17 protein-coding genes are annotated in these 20,425 nt (G+C 38.1%); 3 read left to right on the top strand and 14 right to left on the bottom strand.

Annotation, left to right across the window (positions count from 1 at the left end; translation table 11 throughout):
* Nucleotides 1-51: 51 nt before the first annotated feature.
* The 13 genes from RMY32_RS19070 to RMY32_RS19010 all read right to left on the bottom strand — a co-directional run bounded on the left by RMY32_RS19070 (nucleotide 52) and on the right by RMY32_RS19010 (nucleotide 15,456).
* Nucleotides 52-792 carry a glycosyltransferase family 2 protein gene (locus tag RMY32_RS19070; protein ID WP_409883432.1) on the bottom strand — a complete coding sequence of 247 codons (741 nt, stop codon included), beginning with the start codon at nucleotides 790-792 and terminating at the stop codon, nucleotides 52-54.
* A gap of 25 nt (nucleotides 793-817) precedes the next feature.
* Nucleotides 818-2,176, bottom strand: coding sequence for a hypothetical protein (locus RMY32_RS19065; protein WP_322709340.1), 1,359 nt, complete (start codon nucleotides 2,174-2,176; stop codon nucleotides 818-820).
* A 174-nt stretch (nucleotides 2,177-2,350) separates the two neighbouring features.
* A complete protein-coding gene (locus RMY32_RS19060; RefSeq protein ID WP_322709339.1) occupies nucleotides 2,351-3,613 on the bottom strand; it encodes a glycosyltransferase family 4 protein in 1,263 nt (420 codons plus the stop codon).
* Between the two features lie 38 nt (nucleotides 3,614-3,651).
* A complete protein-coding gene (locus RMY32_RS19055; RefSeq protein WP_322709338.1) occupies nucleotides 3,652-4,569 on the bottom strand; it encodes a glycosyltransferase family 2 protein in 918 nt (305 codons plus the stop codon).
* Between the two features lie 159 nt (nucleotides 4,570-4,728).
* A complete protein-coding gene (locus tag RMY32_RS19050; RefSeq protein ID WP_322709337.1) occupies nucleotides 4,729-5,742 on the bottom strand; it encodes a glycosyltransferase family 2 protein in 1,014 nt (337 codons plus the stop codon).
* Nucleotides 5,743-5,838: 96 nt separating this feature from the next.
* Nucleotides 5,839-6,834 (bottom strand): glycosyltransferase family A protein, encoded by a 996-nt coding sequence (locus RMY32_RS19045; RefSeq protein ID WP_322709336.1) that lies wholly within the window; start codon nucleotides 6,832-6,834, stop codon nucleotides 5,839-5,841.
* A complete protein-coding gene (locus RMY32_RS19040) occupies nucleotides 6,827-7,864 on the bottom strand; it encodes a polysaccharide deacetylase family protein (protein WP_322709335.1) in 1,038 nt (345 codons plus the stop codon). The genes RMY32_RS19045 and RMY32_RS19040 overlap by 8 nt, the downstream gene beginning before the upstream one ends.
* A gap of 4 nt (nucleotides 7,865-7,868) precedes the next feature.
* Nucleotides 7,869-8,600, bottom strand: a complete 732-nt coding sequence (locus RMY32_RS19035; protein ID WP_322709334.1) for a methyltransferase domain-containing protein — start codon at nucleotides 8,598-8,600, stop codon at nucleotides 7,869-7,871.
* A gap of 43 nt (nucleotides 8,601-8,643) precedes the next feature.
* Entirely contained in the window at nucleotides 8,644-9,579 is a 936-nt protein-coding gene (locus RMY32_RS19030; protein ID WP_322698070.1) for an SDR family oxidoreductase, read from the bottom strand.
* Nucleotides 9,580-9,671: 92 nt separating this feature from the next.
* Nucleotides 9,672-10,907 (bottom strand): glycosyltransferase, encoded by a 1,236-nt coding sequence (locus RMY32_RS19025; protein ID WP_322709333.1) that lies wholly within the window; start codon nucleotides 10,905-10,907, stop codon nucleotides 9,672-9,674.
* 93 nt (nucleotides 10,908-11,000) lie between these two features.
* Entirely contained in the window at nucleotides 11,001-12,326 is a 1,326-nt protein-coding gene (locus tag RMY32_RS19020; protein ID WP_322709332.1) for an ABC transporter ATP-binding protein, read from the bottom strand.
* 41 nt (nucleotides 12,327-12,367) lie between these two features.
* A complete protein-coding gene (locus RMY32_RS19015; protein ID WP_322659307.1) occupies nucleotides 12,368-13,213 on the bottom strand; it encodes an ABC transporter permease in 846 nt (281 codons plus the stop codon).
* 41 nt (nucleotides 13,214-13,254) lie between these two features.
* The gene (locus RMY32_RS19010; RefSeq protein WP_322709331.1) at nucleotides 13,255-15,456 is read right to left on the bottom strand and encodes a polysaccharide biosynthesis tyrosine autokinase; all 2,202 of its coding nucleotides are present in this window, start codon (nucleotides 15,454-15,456) and stop codon (nucleotides 13,255-13,257) included.
* An 827-nt stretch (nucleotides 15,457-16,283) separates the two neighbouring features.
* Here RMY32_RS19010 and RMY32_RS19005 point away from each other — a divergent pair.
* Together RMY32_RS19005 and galE are read left to right on the top strand one after the other, a co-directional pair.
* Complete coding sequence (locus RMY32_RS19005; RefSeq protein WP_322709330.1) at nucleotides 16,284-17,696, top strand: sugar transferase; 1,413 nt, start codon at nucleotides 16,284-16,286, stop codon at nucleotides 17,694-17,696.
* A gap of 10 nt (nucleotides 17,697-17,706) precedes the next feature.
* On the top strand, nucleotides 17,707-18,723 hold the full coding sequence (galE, locus tag RMY32_RS19000; protein WP_322709329.1) for a UDP-glucose 4-epimerase GalE: 1,017 nt from the start codon (nucleotides 17,707-17,709) through the stop codon (nucleotides 18,721-18,723).
* 163 nt (nucleotides 18,724-18,886) lie between these two features.
* Here the strand turns inward: galE and RMY32_RS18995 are convergent, their stop codons facing one another.
* Nucleotides 18,887-19,669, bottom strand: coding sequence for a 2-phosphosulfolactate phosphatase (locus tag RMY32_RS18995; RefSeq protein ID WP_322709328.1), 783 nt, complete (start codon nucleotides 19,667-19,669; stop codon nucleotides 18,887-18,889).
* Between the two features lie 95 nt (nucleotides 19,670-19,764).
* Here RMY32_RS18995 and RMY32_RS18990 point away from each other — a divergent pair, with 95 nt between their 5' ends.
* The gene (locus RMY32_RS18990) at nucleotides 19,765-20,112 is read left to right on the top strand and encodes a hypothetical protein (protein ID WP_322709327.1); all 348 of its coding nucleotides are present in this window, start codon (nucleotides 19,765-19,767) and stop codon (nucleotides 20,110-20,112) included.
* Nucleotides 20,113-20,425 lie beyond the last annotated feature (313 nt).

The raw sequence follows: 20,425 nt of genomic DNA, 5'->3' as shown, positions 1-20,425 counted from the left end.
TAAATATTTGAGATGAATTATTAGGAAATCTTCGCTAATGTAATATTTGATTTATTCATGTTTTGATGCAAAAGGGGAGTCAATTTTGAGATAGGTTTTAAGTAAAATTAATGTATTTAAAATGTTAATTATCAATTGTTCATGTATTTTATTAGCGTAAATCAAACGTATTTGTGAATGTTCGCTAATTCTTTTTTGAGTTTGGCTAGAAATACCTCCAGGTTCGCGTATTGATATTACTGTAGGTAAATAAAAGATTGTTATATTTTTGAGCATTCGCAGAAATAACTCGTAATCCATAGAAATTTTTAGAGATTCATTGTATTTGTAATTCTTATGTAGAGAAGTTTCACAGAAAAACCCCTGGTGTGGTAAAAACATAAAATATTTTAGAAATTTTGATGAAAGTTGTGGCGGACGATAAAATATGGTTTCTCCAGTAAAACTTGTAGTGACGGTAACACCAATAGCACATTTCCATTTATGTTGTATATAGCTTTGCACAACTTCAGAAATCACTGTTTTGGAAAAGAATACATCTCCCGCATTTAAGAAGAAAATTAAATCCCCATTACTTTTTTGTAAACCTTTATTAAATGCGCTAGATATCCCATTATCTAGTTCTGACAAATAAATATAATTTTTAGAATGGGTATATGAATCTAAAAACTCTTTACTTCCATCAGAAGAATCTCCGTCAATAACAATATGCTCTATTATTTTATAGTCTTGTTCTTTGACTGATTGTAAGGTTTTTTGTAATCCTTGATAATTATTTTTGGATATCGTCACTATTGATACTTGGTAATTGTTCATATTAGTTATGATTAATTAGATTTAATACAAACTGATAAAAAAGGTAAAAATATTCACTGATTGGTGTAGTTAGCGGTTCACCATTCCAAAAAGTTAGGTAGCTTTGAGGAAGTGTGATACTAATAAAAAAGTAAATCATCCTGAAAACAATTGCCAATATAAATATAAAAGTATCATAGCTATAGGCACCATCAAGTTTGTCTGAAGAAAGAGCGATAATATAAAAAAAACCAGGGATGCAAAAAAAGATACTGGTAATTCTTAAATTAAATCCATATGTCAAAGACCCAAAATAAAGTAAGAAAAGCAAAAAGAATGTTGTAATCCATCTTATATATCTTCTATTTGTTTTGCTATATACTCTATTTATTTTGTTTATATCAGTTCTCAAGATAAATATAGAGATAATAATATAATCAAGAATAGGACGTATTTGATTTTTAATTTTATCTCCAAAACTGTAGTCATCACCGCCACCGCCATAAATATCAATTCTCTGAGATACAGAACCATCAAAAGATGATAATGAAATTGTTAAATCTAGCAGTGATTTCATTATTACTGATGAAAATAAAAGTATTGCTCCAAAACAAATAATAATACTAAATCTATTATTCAAATATTTAGAAAAGGATTTGAATGGATTTAATGCATTAATAAATTTATACTTGAATAGTCCAGGTAATATGCCAAAAATATACATTAAAGAAGATTTGTGTGTCCAATAGCCGACATATATACAAAGGCAAGCAATCACAAAATTATCAACATAAATAGCAGGTATTATAAATATCCATGAATAAATTTGTCTCATCCAAAAGAGTTGAAAATAGTATCCTTGAGTCGTTACATTAATTAATATGATTAATGGATAAAAATCGGGCATAAATAGCATAGAGAAAACGGTGAAAGCCGTATTCATGCTCAAAGATTGAAGGAATAAAAAACTCAGTTGACTAGGCCCTATTAATACACTCAAATATTTAGGCAAGATGAAAGAGACTGGTTCTAATTCGATATCTGGAATAGTCAACCCTGTTTCTTTCTGAAGCGAAGAATAAATATCAAGATATACAATTGTATCTTGAAATGGCTCAAAGCTGGCTATATATGTAGTAATTGTAAATAAAACTAGTAAGATTGTAAATATATTAAGTATACGTTTTTGGTTTCCGACTATTTTATTTTGGGAAATATTAATTTGGCAATATACGAGTAGAAAAACTACACCTAATAACGGAATGATAGCCCAAATAGCTAGACCAAATATCAAAATAAAATTTTTAAAATTGCCAAACAAAGAAAAAACTTTATGTATTGAATGGATTTGATTTTTTTCTGGTATGAATTTAAGAAGCATAATTTTTAGATTATAAGTGCAACATTATCATCTCTATAGACTCAAAACCCTTGCACTTTCTCTGGGAGGTTACTAAATGAATTTGATGAGACTCTGTTACGAAGCTAGTATTTATCAAGCTGCGTGAATTATAAATCCATAGTGGGGCTTTTTCAGCAAGCCCTATATAGTTACTCACTTTTTTTGTATATTCATTGCTTCCTTATAAACCGCAACGTACTGCTGTGCGATCCGAACTGGATCAAACATATATTCTGCATGACGACGGGCTGCTAAACTAAGAGATTTACTTTCCTTTTGTTGTTGTAGAACCCATTGAATTCCTGTTGCTAAATCTTGTGCTTCGTATGGTTGTGCCAAATAGCCTGACACTCTATGCTGAATTAAATCAGGCATTCCTCCAATTTTGAAAGCAACAGTAGGAGTACCACAAGCTATTGCCTCAACAACTGTATTCGGTAAGTTATCTTGTCTAGAAGGTGCAACAAAGACATCAGCAGCAGAATAGAGTAGAGCCAGAGAAATATCATCAGCAAGATGTCCTGTATATCGAAGTGGGAAACCCAATTTAGGAACTTGTGGCGGACGTGACTGTCCAAAAATTACTATTTCAATTTCTATATCTTTTGACTTTTGATTTTCCAGAAAACTGGTAGCTTGTAATAATAAATCAATACCTTTGCGAGGATCGTTAGTTCCACCCAAGGCACCAAATAAAATTAACGATCGCTGTTGAGGTAAATTCAAAAGCTGTCGTGCTAATGTTTTTTCAATCGGGCGAAAGCTATCTAAATCTAAGGGATATGGTATGACTGAGACGGGACAATCTGCCATCAATGCACTATTGCGAACGCAATCTGCTAGCCAGTTACTAGGACACACAATATGAAAAGGATATTTCCAGTGACGCTGTTTGCGTTCCCAAGTCCAACGATTTAAATCGAAACCAGACTCGTCTTGGGGACGATTGTCTGCTCGATAACCCTCACGCCAGCGAGCATTAAGTCCATCGTTTGTATAGTGCTCTGCTCCACAAAATGCCCACATATCGTGAAATGTCCACACTATTGGTTTACGAATCTGACCAATTTCACTAATGGATAAAGTCTCTGCACCTACCCAATGAAGATTTATCACATCTGCATCAGAGGTATGGAAAGATTTTACCCAATTAGAAGGAAGAATCCCCGCTGAAAAACGCGTTGGATCGGAACTTTTGATGGTTTTTTTGGCTAATAAACCAATCCCTGTACGAATTTCTGTTGTTATTCTTCCGATTTTTAATGAATTACCTCTAACTGTTGGATCGTCAGAAATTTTTGACAAAACTTGCATTCGAGAGTCTATTTCTGCCTGTAATAGACAACGATGAATCCGGTAAGCTGCACGAGCAGCACCTCCAGATAAATCAGAATAACTAGTATGAATAATTTGCATAAATAGATTCAATGATTAAACATTAACAGCTCGACAAATTATTTGAAATTTTTGAATGTTTTTCTGAGTTTTCTCTGGACACGTCTCAACAAACTTGACATATAAACATTTTCTCTTGTAAAGCGATCGGCTTGGCGATCTGGAATCGTGAAGGGCGGATGTTGTAATGGAAATTGCATAGGTTGTGTCGGAACATTAGAGCGTGGATCGCCTCGATCTGTTGTATTGGTTCCATCCAGATCGAATCCCAGATTGCTAATCAAATTAACTGTGGGGATAATGCTCAAGGCATTTTGTAACCAGGAACAGAGCATCCATTGATAGTCCCAAGTGTCAAAACCATCATAGGTAGATTGGAATTGGTTTTGCCAAAATTGGACTTCTCTGGAATCTCTGAGAATGTCTTTTAGCCAACCCTCGTCACGAATAGTTGACCACTTTTTCATTTCTAGATCGTAATGTTGCCATGCCCTACGCCAAGTTGCCCATCCCCATGTTCGGGTATAAATTGAAAAGTAATAGCTATCCTGAGTCTGCCGATTTCTAGGATTGCCCAAGGGGGTATTATCTCCAGAAATTGTCATAACCCGCTCATCATGACGGTAATACCTCAATAATTCTTCGCAATAAGGAAAAAATGTCGGATGAGGTAAACAGTCGTCTTCCAAAAGAATAGCTTCTTCAACGATGTCAAATACCCAAGAAAAAGCAGTCGCTTCTCGCTGCTTCATCCCCATATTGATGTCAGAATAATTGGTTAAGACTTCGCAGGGCCAGTCTACGCGATCGATTATCGATCGCGTTTTTGCACATTTTTCGGACTCTCCTGTTCGATTTACACGAGGCCCATCCGCTGCAACTAAAAGCATCGGTGGACGTGCTTGGCGAATTGCCTCAAACACTTTTGCGGTTCTATCTGGGCGATTGAAAATGATGAACGCAACTGGAGTTTGCATTTTGACAATACCTTTCTTCCTGAAAGTTGATACAAGAGATGATGTGTTTTTACAGTGCGTAAATCCTAAAGTCGTAAAACAATAAACAAGTCTGGAAGCATTTTAATGACTGGAGGGACTATCTCAATTACTTTCCCCAATTGGGACTATTTAGTTTATTTAACTTCGATAAAATGACAGCGAACGTTTCAATCCCGCTTGGGTAGCAAAGTAAATAAAATATGCCATGACCTTTGGTGAGATACTGCATTTAAATGCCTCTTTTATTTGGGCGATCGCAGCAGATAAATCGCCAATCATCAGCATATTTTGGGCTGTTCTGAGAGCACAGATTGCCGAGTGTTTTTTATTGGCATCGATCAGGCGATCGACTGTTGATTGTGGCAGATAAGCAGGCAAATAAGACTGTGCAATTTCCAATCCACGGCGTACCTCTTGCATGTTTTTGCCTGTGCGCACAGTTTGTCCAGTATTAGATACAGAATGTAGTCGATAAATAGCTAGTGGCTCAACTTCGTACCATACAGGGTATTGTGCGGCAATTCGCACCCACATTTCCCAGTCTTCATAATAAAAACAAAACCGATGGTCAAAACTACCTAACTTTTCATATACTTGTCGGCGAACGACAATCGAGGGAGTTTGAATATATTGTTTAACTATAATTTTTTCCAACCAATTATCAATTGTGCCGCTTTGAGGTTGTAATATCTCAGAAAAGTGTCGCCAGTGCCCTGTCTCATCCATAAAGATGTGACGACAGAAAGCGGCTCCTATTTCCGGCTGAGTATCAAATGTTTGTTGCATCTTGCGATAAAAGCCTTCCCGAACGCAATCGTCACCATGCAAAAGATGGATGAGTTTGCCACGCGATCGCTCTAAGCAGGTGGTAAAGTTCTTAACATGTCCAACATTTTCTGGCTGGCGATAAAAACTAACGCGATCGCCAGCTAATTCTTTAACAATAGCTTCAGGATCGTCCTTGGTGGAGTGGTCATCAACCACCTCTATTTGCATTATCTCTGGTCCTGGGTCTTGTGATAACACACTCGTCAGTGTTTCACGCAGATAGTTTGCACAGTTGTAAGTGGGAATCATCACTGACCATAAAGGTCGTGGTTCTCCATCGGGCACAGGTTGAATAACAGATCGAAAAGGGTATAGCTCATTCATAATAATTGACTTTTTGTCAGTTCAGGTGTTCAGTTAATTTGTTTTTTTATTGCTGTAATTAAATAATTTTTTCAAGTCATTGTGAAAAACTATTTGTCAATTAGTGCTTGACAGATCGCTAGGTTTATACTGAGTATGTCTAAATATGAATTTCACAATTTTTTTTATATTCCTCGTAAAAGATTGAGCAACATCTGGAAAAAATTGCAATAAGTAAAACATTCGTGGGTGCTGATAAGGCCATAATGCTTTATTTAAAGCTTGCCAAATCTCAGTATCCTGGTATCCTTGTTCGCACAAATATTTCTCTAACCAAGTCAAGAAAGTTAAGTGGGTAGGATTTGGTTTGAGTGGATTGTATTCTCCTAAAGCTTGTGCAACATAACAGGAGCTTTTTGGGTGTTGTCGATACCTATCCCAACAGCCACTTTCTACAAAAACAGATGCTTTGACACAGACTTTGGCAAAGAAGGCTTTATCTTCAAACAGTCCTCGAAAGGACTCCTCAAAGCCACCGACATCTTGAACGAGTTTGCGACGAATGAGAACGCCGCAGATGCCTGGTGTTTCGGCTTTGCCTTTCAAAAACAATTTGAGCAGTGTTGGCGGTTTTAGCAGGGTATCAGGTTTTACACCCAGAGTTCGTTGGCAATCGTGCTTCGCATCTTCAGGATTACCCGTCCAGCCAAACCACGTCAGAGTGGAGCCATAAACCATACCTGCTTCAGGGTGAGCTTCTAATATCGCTACCTGCTTCTCCAGTTTTTGTGGCAACCAGATATCATCTGCATCTAATAAAGCAATATATTCACCTTTTGCATGGCGAATTCCCAGATTGCGCGTTGCACTCATACCGCGATTTTGATGACCTTCATGCTCCAAATAGCGCACTTTGTCAGGGTATTGTTGGGCATATCGCAACGCAATGGCTGTACTTTCGTCGGCTGAACCGTCATCTACTAGTAAAAGTTCCCAATTGTCATAGGTTTGAGCAAAAATGCTTTCTATAGCTTCTATAAAGAAATTTTCAACAGCGTTCAAAAAGATGATGATGCAGGAAACTAACGGTTTCTTATTCATCTGTTCAACCATAGAACCACCTCGCTAATTGCTTGGCAAATTCTTCCCCATTCCAGTTTTCAATTCCGAAGCGAGGCAATTGAAAACTGTTGCTCTGTCGCCAGACTATGTCTTTAGTTGTAGTGCAAGCACAGTCAAATCCAATAGTTTGAGCCAATTCAAGGGTTTGTTGAGTGTAATTACCAAATGGATAGGAAAAACTTGTTATGGGACGATTGAGCATCTCCTCTAAAGTAGCTTTGCTTTGCTGGATTTCATATCTTTGTAATTCTGTTGATTGTGCTGAAAGAAATGGATGGGTAACTGTGTGAGCGCCAATTTCTACTAAATCTCCTTGCCCCAAAACACACACCTCTTCGGGTAAAAGGGAGCGGTGAGTCTTGCGTACAGTAGATTTGGCATTAGCCCAAATTACTAACTCGTCTAGAGCTTTTAAACATTCCCGTTCTGGTAAAGGTAGTAATACTTGCCAAATTGAGTAATAGAAAGACATTCGAGAACCGGGTTTAGCTTCCCAATATTTACAGATGCGATCGCTTTGATAGTCTTGTTGAGTATAATTGGCAGCTTGACCCAGTTCCCAGTGACAAAGGCTACCATTAATATTCAGAGAAAGTTTCTCCGGTAATTTACCCTGTCGCAAAAGTAGCCGTTCTAATTCATCCCACCAAAACTCACGCTCCCTTCCAATGTAGCCAGTACTCACGAAAATATTTGCTGGTATACCATAGCGTTCTAGTAGGGGTTTGGCATGATGGAGATTGTCTGCATAACCGTCATCAAAGGTGACAACCACTGCTCGATCTGGAATGTTGCCATCTCGATGTGCTTGCGCGAATTGCTTCAGGCTAAGAGGTTGGTAATATTTTTGTAAAACTTCTAGTTGCTCGGCGAAATTTTGGGGAGTTACGCACAGACTCCAGGGGTCTAATTCTACCTCAGCGACGCGATGGTACATCAAAATCAGCCCCTTAGAGGATGCTAAATTTTTCTGGAGCCGTCGAATCATTCGCTGCAATTTGTCACTTCCAGGTATTTTCATTCCATCACCTCATATCAGGTTTTACTGCTCTAACGGTGATAGTTACCTCGTAGCTACGGTCATGATAATCTAGCTTTCCCTTGGGTATATCTTGAACTACCAATCCTTGAAGAAAAGCTGTGGCTGCCAAAGCATTTCCGTGGGTTTCGACTTGAATATTCTCTTTAGGGAAAACCTCCTCAAACAGTCGCTGTGCAGATACGGCTGTAAAATTCCAACACCAGCAATGGTTCCATTCCCGATCTTTGAGTGGTGTGATTCCTGGAAACGTAGCCAGAACAACACCTCCTGGTTTCATAATTCTGTAGGTTGTTAAGAGCGCTAGTCGCACTTCGTAAATTAGCTGAAGCGTCTGAACCAGTATAAAGCAGTCAAATGTATTTGATGGTATATGTTCTGCATCTGTTAGGTCTGCGATGATTGTTGCATTGGGGTTATCTTGAATATGCAATACATCGCTTTTAGTAACGCGATCGCCTCCAAATTGCTGAGTATAATAGTTATCTCCAATTTCTAATACGTGCCCATGAATATCATTTGAATGGCGACCCAAAAAATTCTCAATATAGTAGCGGTCAATTGGTTTTCCTCGTTCAAAACCCCAACCTGAATTTATAGGTTTTAAGCTTTGCAAAGTACCCAGGCGTACCTTATTATATTGAGACTTTAGCCAGTGGTGGTTAGGAGATGGTAATATCTTTTGAACGATTAGTTTTAACTGTTTTTTGTTCATCATAAAAAATTATTTTTTTAATGAGTATGGCTTTTTTAAAGAAGAACTATATGCCCAACAGTTCTGCATAACTCCAATTTGCATAAACACGGACACCACGTTCTAAAGATAAAAAATCGGTTATTCCTAAACTTCCTAATTTTGTAACATCAGCTTGCCAATTAATGGGGGTTCCAACAGGAACTATTCCATCAAACTCAACACTACCCTTGTAGTCTAAGGATTTAAACACCATCTCCGCTAATTCTGAGATTGTAACTTCTCTTCCACTTGCAAAATTATATGTTTCTCCTTGCATTGGTGCAGAAGTTGCTACTACTAATAAAGCTTTGGCAATGTCGAGTACATGAATAAAATCACGGCTTTCTTTGCCAGTTCCTTGTAATTTAACTATAGGTTGATAAATTGCTTGTCGGCAAATATCCCAAAGGACTTGACGGCGTAAACCAGGGCCATAAGCAGAAAAGATTCGTACACTTGCAGTTGGTAAATCATAAACTTTGCTAAATTCTAAACATAGTTGTTCGCTTTGTAACTTATGAAATCCATAAGGAGAAATGGGGTTACAGCGTTGAGTTTCTCCAATAGGTAATGACTCTGGATTTCCATAAATAGCTGCACTAGAAAGAAAAATAAATCGACATCTAGGAGCATTAATTCGCAACGCATTTAAAATTTCAAAAGTTAAAGTTGTGTTAGATTGAAAGTCAATATCTGGTTCAATAATCGATAAGCCAACAGAGGCACGCCCTGCACAATGAATGCAAATGTTAGGAGAATATTCCTTTAATAAGTTATTTAAAGAGGGGTCGGGTAATTTGAGACGATGATAGGCTGTTAAGTTGTGAAGGGGAGCATTTTCAGGAGGCGAATTATCAACGCCTATTACCGACCAACCTTGCTCTGAGAAATACCGAGCAACGTAACGACCAATAAATCCCGCTACCCCAGTAACTAAAACTGATTGATGGAAAGTAGTCATTTTGGTTATGTTGTAATAACTAGTGTTTGAAAATTTTTATAAATTGAGATAAATGAATTTTGATAACTATCTCAATATTTAAAGTTAAATATTTACATATCTAAAACAGTTTTTGTCCACCAATCTTTTCGAGTATTAGCAAAATTAAAAGCATCTTCTAAGATTCGGTTACTTAATTGCTCTAAGACTTCTTTTCTCGATAAAGTATCACAAATATAAGCTGCTGCTTCGTTAGGGCTATTAATATCTAAAATTGGCAACCCAGATAAATACGGTAATGCTTTCAGACAAGGCTCAGTTGCAAAGAAAGGAATTCCATAAGAAACACATTCAACTAATTTCATTTTCACTGAAAAATCATTATCAATAGGACATATAAAAATATCGGAAGTTTGAAACAAAAGCTCAAGCTGTTCTTTAGGAATAAAACCAGGAATATGAACGTTACTTTCTATAGTCCAATCTTTAGGCATATTAGAGAAATCTGTACCAGTAATCACAATTTTTATTTTATTATTTAGTCTTAATAATCTCGGAGATAGTTCACAGATTAACCATTTTACAGCTAAGAAATTGAAATAGAAATTAATATTACCAGCAAAGAAAACTGTCTTGGAATTTGTATAACGCCAGCCGCCGAGTTTAGGCGGAAGTATTTGTGAATTTATCGATGCTTTTTCATTACCTAGTAAATATTTTGGAATATCTGCTTCGGACATAAATATACATTTATCAGCCAATTCACAGACTTTTTTCTCAAAATTCTTTAGTCTTAAATAACTAATAAAAATACTAAGTTTAGATTTGTAATTGAACCAATTATGGGGAGCAAGAGCCTTAAAAAATTCTGCTTCTTTATCAGTTGCAAGATATATCTTTTTTTGTTTAAGTTTAAGGAAATTTTTAAACCATAAAATACTATATAGTTGTTCAACAATAACAACTTGAATCGAGAGTTGTTCGCAGAGTTCAGTTAAATATTCAGAAATATGTTTTGCTCGATCCCAATTGTAATACGTTACATTCTGAAAGCTAAAAGTCGAGTGTAATTTATACACTAATTTTTTATATACTTTTACTACTTCTTTTAAGACATTTTCTTTTTTTTCAGAAGGACTTAATCGAGTAGTTAAATAATATTTAACTTGAAGTTTTTCTAATTGTACTCTAGTTTCTAATTGACTACTTTCGTTACAAGTAACAGCAACATAAAGGTTGATATCTTCTATCTGAGATAATTGATAAATATCATTTAAAAGTGCCATTCCACAACCATTATTAGGGTCTAAAGGATAACTTGTGAAATAAAGAACATTTTGCTTTTCCATACCTTTTTTATCTATCTTGTATCAAAATGAATGTCTTTTATTCGTCTTAAATAAACATCAGACTATCTCTATTAATCTCTCATTGCAAAACTTTTATCTGTTGCAATTGAGATTTGAATCGGCGATTGGCGCTGAGAATGCTTGAAAGGTACAGGTTACTAGACCGTCACATGTTATGCCAAACTCTTCAGATGGAAGTTCAACCACCTCTATTTCAAATGCTGACTCAATAAAATCAAAGATAGTATTAAATGAAGAATCGGAAAGCCAAAGACCAATGACATAAGTACCTGATTTTAAATGTAGCTTTTCAATGTTTAATTTAACTATATTTTCTCCCTGCTGAAGGGATATTATTTGTCCAAGTGATACAATATCCGCATTTACTAATTTTATACCGAACTGGTTATAGACAACAACTGCAAGACTTCCAATATTTCTTGAGGAATCTGATTCAATTTTCAGTAGAAATTCAAGTTCACCATTTGAATAAGCATTAAAAGAAATATCTTTTCTTGAACTACTATATTGAACAGCGGTAAAACGAGCTTGTCCATTGCCATTTCGATGTGCATCGCTTAAATTTATCCATTTTTTGGGGAAAGCTTGATAAGAATAATAGTTACTAGATAAATATTGAGTTATCACGCTGTTTGTATTCCCGTAATTAACTAGCTGCCCCTTATTTAGTAACAAACATTTAGAACATAGCCGTTGAATTGCTTCAATATTATGACTTACAAATAGAACTGTTCGAGCTCGATCGTTGGATACTTCCTGCATTTTGCCAAGACATTTTTTCTGAAAATTTGCATCTCCAACTGCTAAAACTTCATCCACAATCAAAACATCTGGCTCTAAATGTGCTGCAACTGAAAATGCAAGGCGTACATACATCCCAGAGGAGTAGCGTTTAACAGGCGTATCTAAAAACTTTTCAATCTCTGCAAAATCAACAATTTCATCAAACTTGCGTTTGATCTGTTCCCGACTCATGCCCAAAATCGCCCCATTGAGGTAAATATTTTCCCGCCCTGTCAACTCAGGATGAAAACCCGTCCCCACCTCTAGCAAACTCGCCACTCGCCCCGTAATCTCAATACTGCCATGAGTGGGTTCCGTAATCCGGCTCAATAGCTTCAGTAATGTCGATTTTCCCGCTCCATTCCGCCCAAGAATTCCCACCCGATCGCCTTGCTTAATCTCAAACGACAGATCCTTGACTGCCCAAAATTCCTCACGATTCGAGTTTTGCGTTTTGTGTTTTGCGTTTTGATTAAAGGGGTTCAACGTCTTCGCGATCGATTTTGCCCCGTCCGCCATCACATCGCGCAACGCCTTATAGCGATATCCCTCCTGCTGATGGCTCAACACATAGCTCTTACTTAAGTTCTCAACCTTAACCACCGTATCTGCCATATATTCTCCAACCTCTGCTAACAACTCCTGAAACGCTGTGTCTAAATAATGTCCGCAAACTTGCGCTCCATCCGACGGAAATAGTAAATTCCAGTAATCAGCACTAATATCACTAACGCCACCGACAAGAGAAATCCTGGTAAATAAATGTCAAAATTTTTACCCAAAATTGCCCATCGGAAACCATCAATTACACCCACCATAGGATTTAATGAGTAAAGCAGTCGCCACTGTTGCGGCACCACACTACTACTAAAACCCACCGGCGAAATATATAGTCCAAACTGCACAATAAACGGCACAATATATCGGAAATCCCGATATTCCACGTTTAATGCCGCCAGCCATAACCCCGACCCCATTGCTGCTGCAAATGCGATCGCAATAAACAACGGCAGCGTTAAAATTCGCCAATCCGGCACAAAGTTATACCACGCCATAAATCCCAATAGGATGATTGCAGAAATCATAAAATCGACAAAACTTACAATCACCGCACTCGTTGGCACAATCAAACGCGGAAAATAAACCTTAGAAATTAAATTAGAATTACTAATTAAGCTATTACTACACTCACTCAAGGCATTGGAAAAGAACTGCCAAGGTAGCATCGCGGAAAACACCACAATCGGGTAAGGCGCTCCTGCCGACGGAGCCTTGAGTAAAACACCAAATACAACCGTAAACACAACTGTCGTTAAAAAAGGTCGTAGCAATGCCCAAGACAGCCCGATCGCCGTTTGCTTATAGCGCACCAAGATGTCTCGCCAAGCCAAGAAGTAAAACAACTCCCGATACTTCCAGATATCCTGCCAGTACTGCTGCTCAGTTTGCCCTGCCTTAATCACTAATTTCTGCCGAGGCTCGAGCGTCTGTTTTCTAATCATGAAAATACACCTATCCCACCCAGAGTTAACTTATAGTCAAGTCAATAAATAAACTTCATCAAGCTCTTAATCCCAGGCAAATTTATCTGACTCAAAGCAGACCTTTTTCCACCATCAGATCCCCTAGAGTGATAGTAATCAGACTTCTTTTCAGCAGTAACCCCATTTACCACCATTCCTAAAACATGCGATCGCGCTTGCTCTAGCATCAGTTTCGTACTCTTAGCAACAGCACGGTCAAGCACTCCAGGATGTACAACTAGCAATATCCCATCTGCCATCTTGCCTAGCATGAGTGCATCACCAAACAAACTCAAGGCAGGAGTATCAATAATCACACAATCATAGTCTTTGACTGCCTCTTGAATTAACAAAGCCATACGCTGCGAATCTAGCAATGCTGCGGGTTTTGCTAGGATTGTCCCAGCCGTTAATAAATCCAAGTTAACTAATACTTCTTGAGTGGCGTTGCGAAACTCTGCTTGACCAACTAAAACATTACTTAGTCCGACTGGGTTAGATAATTTCCAGATTTCCTGTTGGGAGGAGTGACGCATATCCGCATCTACCAATAGGATTCTGCGGCCCAGATGTGCCTGAGTTACTGCCAAATTTGCAGCTACAAATGATTTACCTTCACCTGAAGCTGAACTAACTACGGCAATTACTTTTAATGGTCGATCGGAGATAGTAAAATCCAGGTTTGTCTGAAGCATCTCAAAGGCTGAACTTGCTCCTGAATATGGATTATCTTTGACTGCTAGTTCAACTAGACCTTCCCCACTGTTTTTAGCTTTTCGATCGAAGTGAGGAATCGTACCGAGTAAAGAATAACCTAATAACTGCTGGGCTTGCTCAAGAGTTTTCAGGGATCGATCCATAGATTCTAAGATCGAAGCTACGCCTACACCCAGCAAAATTCCCAAAAATCCACCCAGTGCTAGCTGAAAGGCAATTTTGGAAGGAATAGCTTTTTGAGGAATTAAAGCCGCAGATATTACCCTGGCATTACCGACATTCTGATTTACTACTACATCGACTTCTTGCGATCGCTTTAGCAGTTCTTCATAAGTAGATGTAGCAACTTGCAACTGTCGCTCTAACTGCTCCTGTTTTTCTTGCAGTTGCGGTAAAACACTCAATCGTCTTTGAGAAAGTGTGTATGCATTCTGCAAAACCGTAATTCGGTTAGCTAATGCCGAACGTTCTACATCCGACTGTACCAGTTGGGCCACTAAGGTCTGCTTGAGTTCTCCCATCCCTAAATTCTCGGCTGGTACAGATTTTTCTCTATCTGCATTCTCAAAAATTCGCGTCTCTAGCTGCTTTTTGAGGGCTGCTTCTTTTGCTAACAAATTAACGATCGTCGGATGTTTGTCTGTATAACGAGTCTTTTCTACTGCTAACTGGTTTTGCACCTGTTGGTATTGTGTTAATACTTCCTGCACAGCTTTTGATTGACTTAAATTCCCCATATCCACAGCCTGCTGCGAATTCAATCTCAATTGACGTTGCAGAAGTTTTGAGCGAGTCTCAGCATCCGTTAAATTTGCCTGGGCTTGGGTAATCTGGTCTGATAAGTTTGCGAGTTTGTCCACTCCTTTTGTTGCTTCTTGCTCTAAAGCGATTACCCGATTTCCTTCTTTAAATCGACGCAAAGCTGCTTCCGATCTAGCTACCCTTGCTTCAACTTCAGGCAATTGCTTGCGTAAAAACTTCTTTGCCACTGTCGCTTGGGCTTGGTTAACGTGAATATTGTTCTCCAGGTAATATCTCATCAGCGAATTCACAACATCTGCGGCTTCTTTTGGATTGCTGCTGCTGTACGAAATCGCCAAAATATCTGTACCCCGGACACTTTTAATTTTGACTTGTTTGAGAAATTCATTTATTTCCAAGGGTGTTCCTTGCTTATCTACCAACCTGAGACTAGCAATAGTTTTCTCAACTATTGGATTAGAACGAATGACCTCTGCTTCTGTATCCAACGGACTGTTGATTTCAGTCACACTTCTCAACTCCCCAACTTGTGCCGAGGGATTTGTCAGCGAAGAAACGCGGTCAGTTTTACTGAAAAGCAACTTACCTTCTGCTTCATAAATTGGTTTTTGCTTGATAGCATTTAAAGTTGAAAGCCCAAAAATAGAGGCAGTCACCGCAGCTATAATTAGCCAACGCCTTTTCAGAAGTAGCGAGTATTGCTGCAAATCTAAGGAGTTTTGGTCTTCTTGGTTAGAGGGCATGGAGTATGTTACGAATACCTGAAATTGTTTTTACTAATTTTGCTTCACAATTTTGGTAGTCCAAGATAGCCATTTGGACATAATTAGGATTAATTACTAATTATTTGTATAAAAAATCATAATAAAAGCATCCGTATTTTTTAAAATGTTTGCTTTTTATTAGATTTCCTTAGATTTATCCCAGAAATATTATCTGAATGTCAAGGTGTTTTTAGTTTTTTTTTCTAAAATTTTAAATTACATTAAAAAGCATTTATTTTAACTCATTAAGTAGAAAAGCATAAATATTTATAGTTGAGGTCGAGCAGGAGGTAGAAGGCAAGATATAAGAGGGAAGAAGCTTTTAGCCTCATTTATCTTGGTTAACATGATTATGTTTTTTTTCACCCACTTACTTCTTTGGTATTAATTTAATAACAGCATTTCAACAGCTTACATAAGCTTTTTCTTTATTTTGTTACTTTATGAACAGCTACTTTAACAGCAAATATATGCTAATCAAAAAATTAAATATAAAGTTCAGATTGACTACACTCATGGCATAATGCAAATGTCAAAAGAACAACCTTGAAGCCGTAGTGTAGTTCGTACAGCCAATGCAAGTTAAGATGTATCTCCTACAGATATGCTATACCGACGCACAGATAGTTCCCCTCCTAGTTTGTAATACATAATCTCCAATTTTTTTGACAAACAGAGCAGACAAAATTTCTTATTTTTGTATGCTTTGGCACAAGACGGCTAGTCTTTAATATTCCCTTATTTGACTCGGTTGCTGGTTTTAACGAAAAAACCGATATCAGGATACTGAAGAATAATAAAAACCAATGACTTCCACAAGTTATGTCAGTTTACCTATCAATACTAGGCTGCCAAATATAGTCCGCAGCCTACCGATATTGCTCTTGTTAGGGGATATTTTTGGGTTGCTAATTTGTTTAGCGATCGCACAATGGTTGCGTTTAGATCAACCCTTACATTGGCTAAATCCGTTACCTTATACATTTGTCTGCATGATACTTGCAGCACTTTATTTAGCAGATGCTTACCATCCAGATCGGCAAATTTCAGGTTTAAGAGCGCCCGCTCGAATTATTATTTGTAGCATTGCGATCGCCTTCTTGATTTCTGCTCTGATTTACTTGTCAGATATTGCCAAATACAACCCGATATCGTGGCGGAGTATCTTCTTACCTAGCTTAGGAATCTTTACTATCTGGGCAATAATATTACGCGTGATGGCGGTGAGATGGGTGCGATCGCACGCTCTGAAAAGCCGTTGGTTAATACTAGGAGGCGGGGATAATGCCATCAAATTTACACAAAAATTGCTAGAACTTAATCCTTTAGGAAAGCTAACTGTTCTAGCAGAGGAAAACCAAAAAACCATAGACTTACCAAAAATAAATCTGAGTTATCAGGGAAGCTTGAGCGATTTGTCGCAATGGAGTCAAGAATCCTGGTCTGGGGTTATAGTGACAGCGCAGATAAACTTTTCTAAGTCTCAAGCACAACAGTTAATGCAGATGCGGTTGCGAGGCATTCCGGTTTATACATTGCCAGATGTTTACGAAACATTTTGGTATAAACTACCTTCGTCGCTGTTACAAGATAAATGGTTGGCTTTTAGTGATGGTTTTAACCTAATGCCTGGTTACTTCAGTATGAAACTGAAGCGAGTTATCGATCTCATCTTGATCCTCTTTTTACTAGTATTAGTTGCACCACTTCTGTTATTGGTTGCATTACTAGTTAAGCTAGATAGCCCTGGCCCAGTATTTTACAGTCAGCAGCGAAGTGGGTTATACGGTAAACCATTTAGAGTTTATAAATTTCGCTCCATGTATCAGGATGCAGAAAAGTTGGGGGCGCAGTGGGCTAGTCAACGCGATCCACGAATCACCAGAGTCGGATACTGGCTACGTTTGTTACGTATTGATGAATTACCTCAAATATGGAACGTTTTACGGGGTGAAATGAGTCTGATTGGGCCTCGTCCAGAACGACCAGAATTTGATGTCAAACTCAAAGAAGCGATTCCCTACTATGAAGTTCGCCATTTGGTCAAACCTGGAATTACAGGCTGGGCACAGGTTATGTATCCCTATGGAGCATCTATAGAAGATGCTTACGAAAAGCTGTCATACGATCTGTACTACATCAAAAATTATTCCATTTGGTTGGATTTAGCGATCGCCTTCAAAACGATTCGAGTTGTTTTGTTAGGTAAAGGTAGATAAGGAAAAATAAATGACAAATAAAATATTGGTAACTGGCGGTGCTGGTTACATTGGCTCCCATGTAGTTCGCCAACTAGGGGAAGCTGGTTATGATGTCGTAGTCTACGACAACTGCTCTACAAGTTCACCAGCATCAGTACTACACGGGAAACTAATTATTGGTGATTTAGTAGACAGTGGGCATCTTTATCAAGTTTTTGCCCAGCATAAATTCAGCGCCGTCTTACACTTTGCCGCTAGTCTGATTGTTCCAGAATCAGTAGCTCATCCCCTCGACTACTACGCCAACAACACCCGCAACACCTTAAATTTGCTGCGCTGCTGTAGCGTTATGGGTGTTAACAAGTTCATTTTTTCCAGCACAGCCGCAGTCTATGGAGAAGTCAAAGAAAATCCTGTTACTGAGTCAAATCCTACACAGCCAATTAATCCTTACGGGCGTTCAAAGTTGATGAGTGAGTGGCTGATCCAGGACTATGCAGCAGTATCTTCATTAAACTACGTAATTTTACGTTACTTTAATGTCGCAGGTTCTGAACCGAGTGGACTATTGGGGCAAATGTCACCGAATGCCACACACTTGATTCGAGCTGCTTGTGATGCAGCACTCAAGCGCAAACCAGAAGTCCGAATTTTTGGTACTGATTTTCCTACGCCCGACGGAACCGCAATTCGAGACTATATCCATGTTGAAGATTTGGCGACTGCTCACTTAGATGCTTTGGATTACTTAGAAAAAGGAGGGGAAAGCCAAATATTCAATTGCGGTTATGGGCAAGGATACAGCGTGCGACAAGTTATTGAAAGAGTCAAGGCTATTTCTGGTGTAGATTTTCCCGTTATTGCTGCACCACGTCGTCCAGGCGATCCTGCCTGTGTTGCAGCTTGTGCTGATAAAATCCATAGGGTTCTGGGTTGGCAACCAAAACACAATGATTTAGACGAGATTATCAACACAACCATTGCTTGGGAAAAACACAAGAGTAACTTGGTAAGTCAAAGGCATATCAATATGGCATATGCATAATTAGAACTTGGCACCTAATTAACCTTGTTTTTGCAATTTAGATAACGTATTCGACGGCTCATATAGTGTCCCTATAACTGACTCAATCAAAAAATTTCTTAGAGGTTTTACTACACAAAACCGTCCCTCTTGGAATCGGATAAGCACAGACTTGGACTTTAATTCAACGCAGAGAGAGGTTCGTCGAACTTACGTTGACATAAGCATTATCTTTAAATAAAGGCACGCAATTACTGATGTTAAAGGCGGCGGATAGTTCAACATCTAACTCAAAACCTTTTTCAATCAACTCTTTACCCGAACTGAATTTTTTCAGGTACCCCAATAAATCTTGCTGGAAAGCCTGAAATATTGTCACAGCGACTTCGGCTTCTGGTGATAGACTGCCATCTAAATAACTGAGAATTGCCCCAGCACCAATTAAATCTTCAAATGCAGGGCGGAGGCTACCATGTTCTTTCCACCTCTCACCGGCAGGAATCACAGCAATTCGATCGCCATACTTTTGAGCAAACTGCGCCACAGCTTGGCAATTTCGCAAACAGCCAGCTAAAGTTGGTGTACTTCCTGTATGTAAAGTTAGGAAAGAACCGTTAGGTGATGGTAAAACTAATCTGGTTCCAGCAGAAATCTGAATCACCGATTTTGGCGAGAGAGAATATCCAGTTGTAGTCCAACGTTGTCTATGACTTGCCAACTCTGCTTGCACTGATTTGGCATAATCGATGGCTGATTCATCTTTGTATGCGTAGGGAAAAATTATCGCGCCGTTGTTAGTGGCAATTTCTACACAAGTAGAAAAAGAGAGAACATCAACTATCACAATTAGATCGCTGATAGGAGCTAGTTCAGCAACTCCTTGTGGCCCCCATTCACAGCGTAAATTAAACTCTGATTGGTTGTAAATCATTGGTGCGATCGCAAAAGACAATATGATAAAAATCAAACTACAAATTCACCAAGCCAGCGATCTTAATTTGTCTCAAGGCTAAATTGACCTAAATGTTATAATTAATATAAAACTTGAAATATCAAAATATTATGAATTTAGTTGTAAAAAGTACCTCTATAACAACTGTACCTAAGTTAACTTATGATGTGCTGATTGAAAATCAACAAGATGGCACAGTTAAAGCAACATTGTTAGGTTTACCAGATTGCCAAGGTTTAGGAAATACGGAAACGGAAGCAATAGAAAAAGTCAGGCAAAGTTTGCATACTCGATTAGAAGCAGCCAAAATTGTGACTTTAGAAATTGAAGCACCCAAAGTAGAAAACCCTTGGATTAAATTTGCGGGAATGCACAGAGATAACCCTCTTTTTGGTGAGGTACTCGAATACATAGAAGCTGAACGGAATCAAGTTGACTTAGACAATGAGACAAAATGAGTATTATGTGGATATTAGATACAGATCATTTGTCTTTATTTCAAAATAGTCATCCACTAGTCACGGAACGCATAAGCCAGCAGAATACTGAAAATTTAGCCATAACAGTGATTACATTTGAGGAGAAAGTTAAAGGATGGCTGAATGTTATCAACAAATATAATAATCAAGCTTCTAATACCAAATTAATATGAAGCTGCATAGAATAGAGCTTCCAAGATAAAGTTATAAGAAGAGACAGAAATTACCTGCTCAAATGTGAGTTGGTCGAAGATTTCTTGGATGCGCTCGCGTAAAGCTTGTAAAGAAGAGA

The sequence above is a fragment of the Nostoc sp. ChiSLP03a genome, assembly GCF_034531215.2.
In the GTDB taxonomy this organism is placed as follows: domain Bacteria; phylum Cyanobacteriota; class Cyanobacteriia; order Cyanobacteriales; family Nostocaceae; genus Nostoc.
The sequence above is the reverse complement of the archived record's forward strand: the minus strand, read 5'-3'. Positions and strand labels throughout refer to the sequence as shown.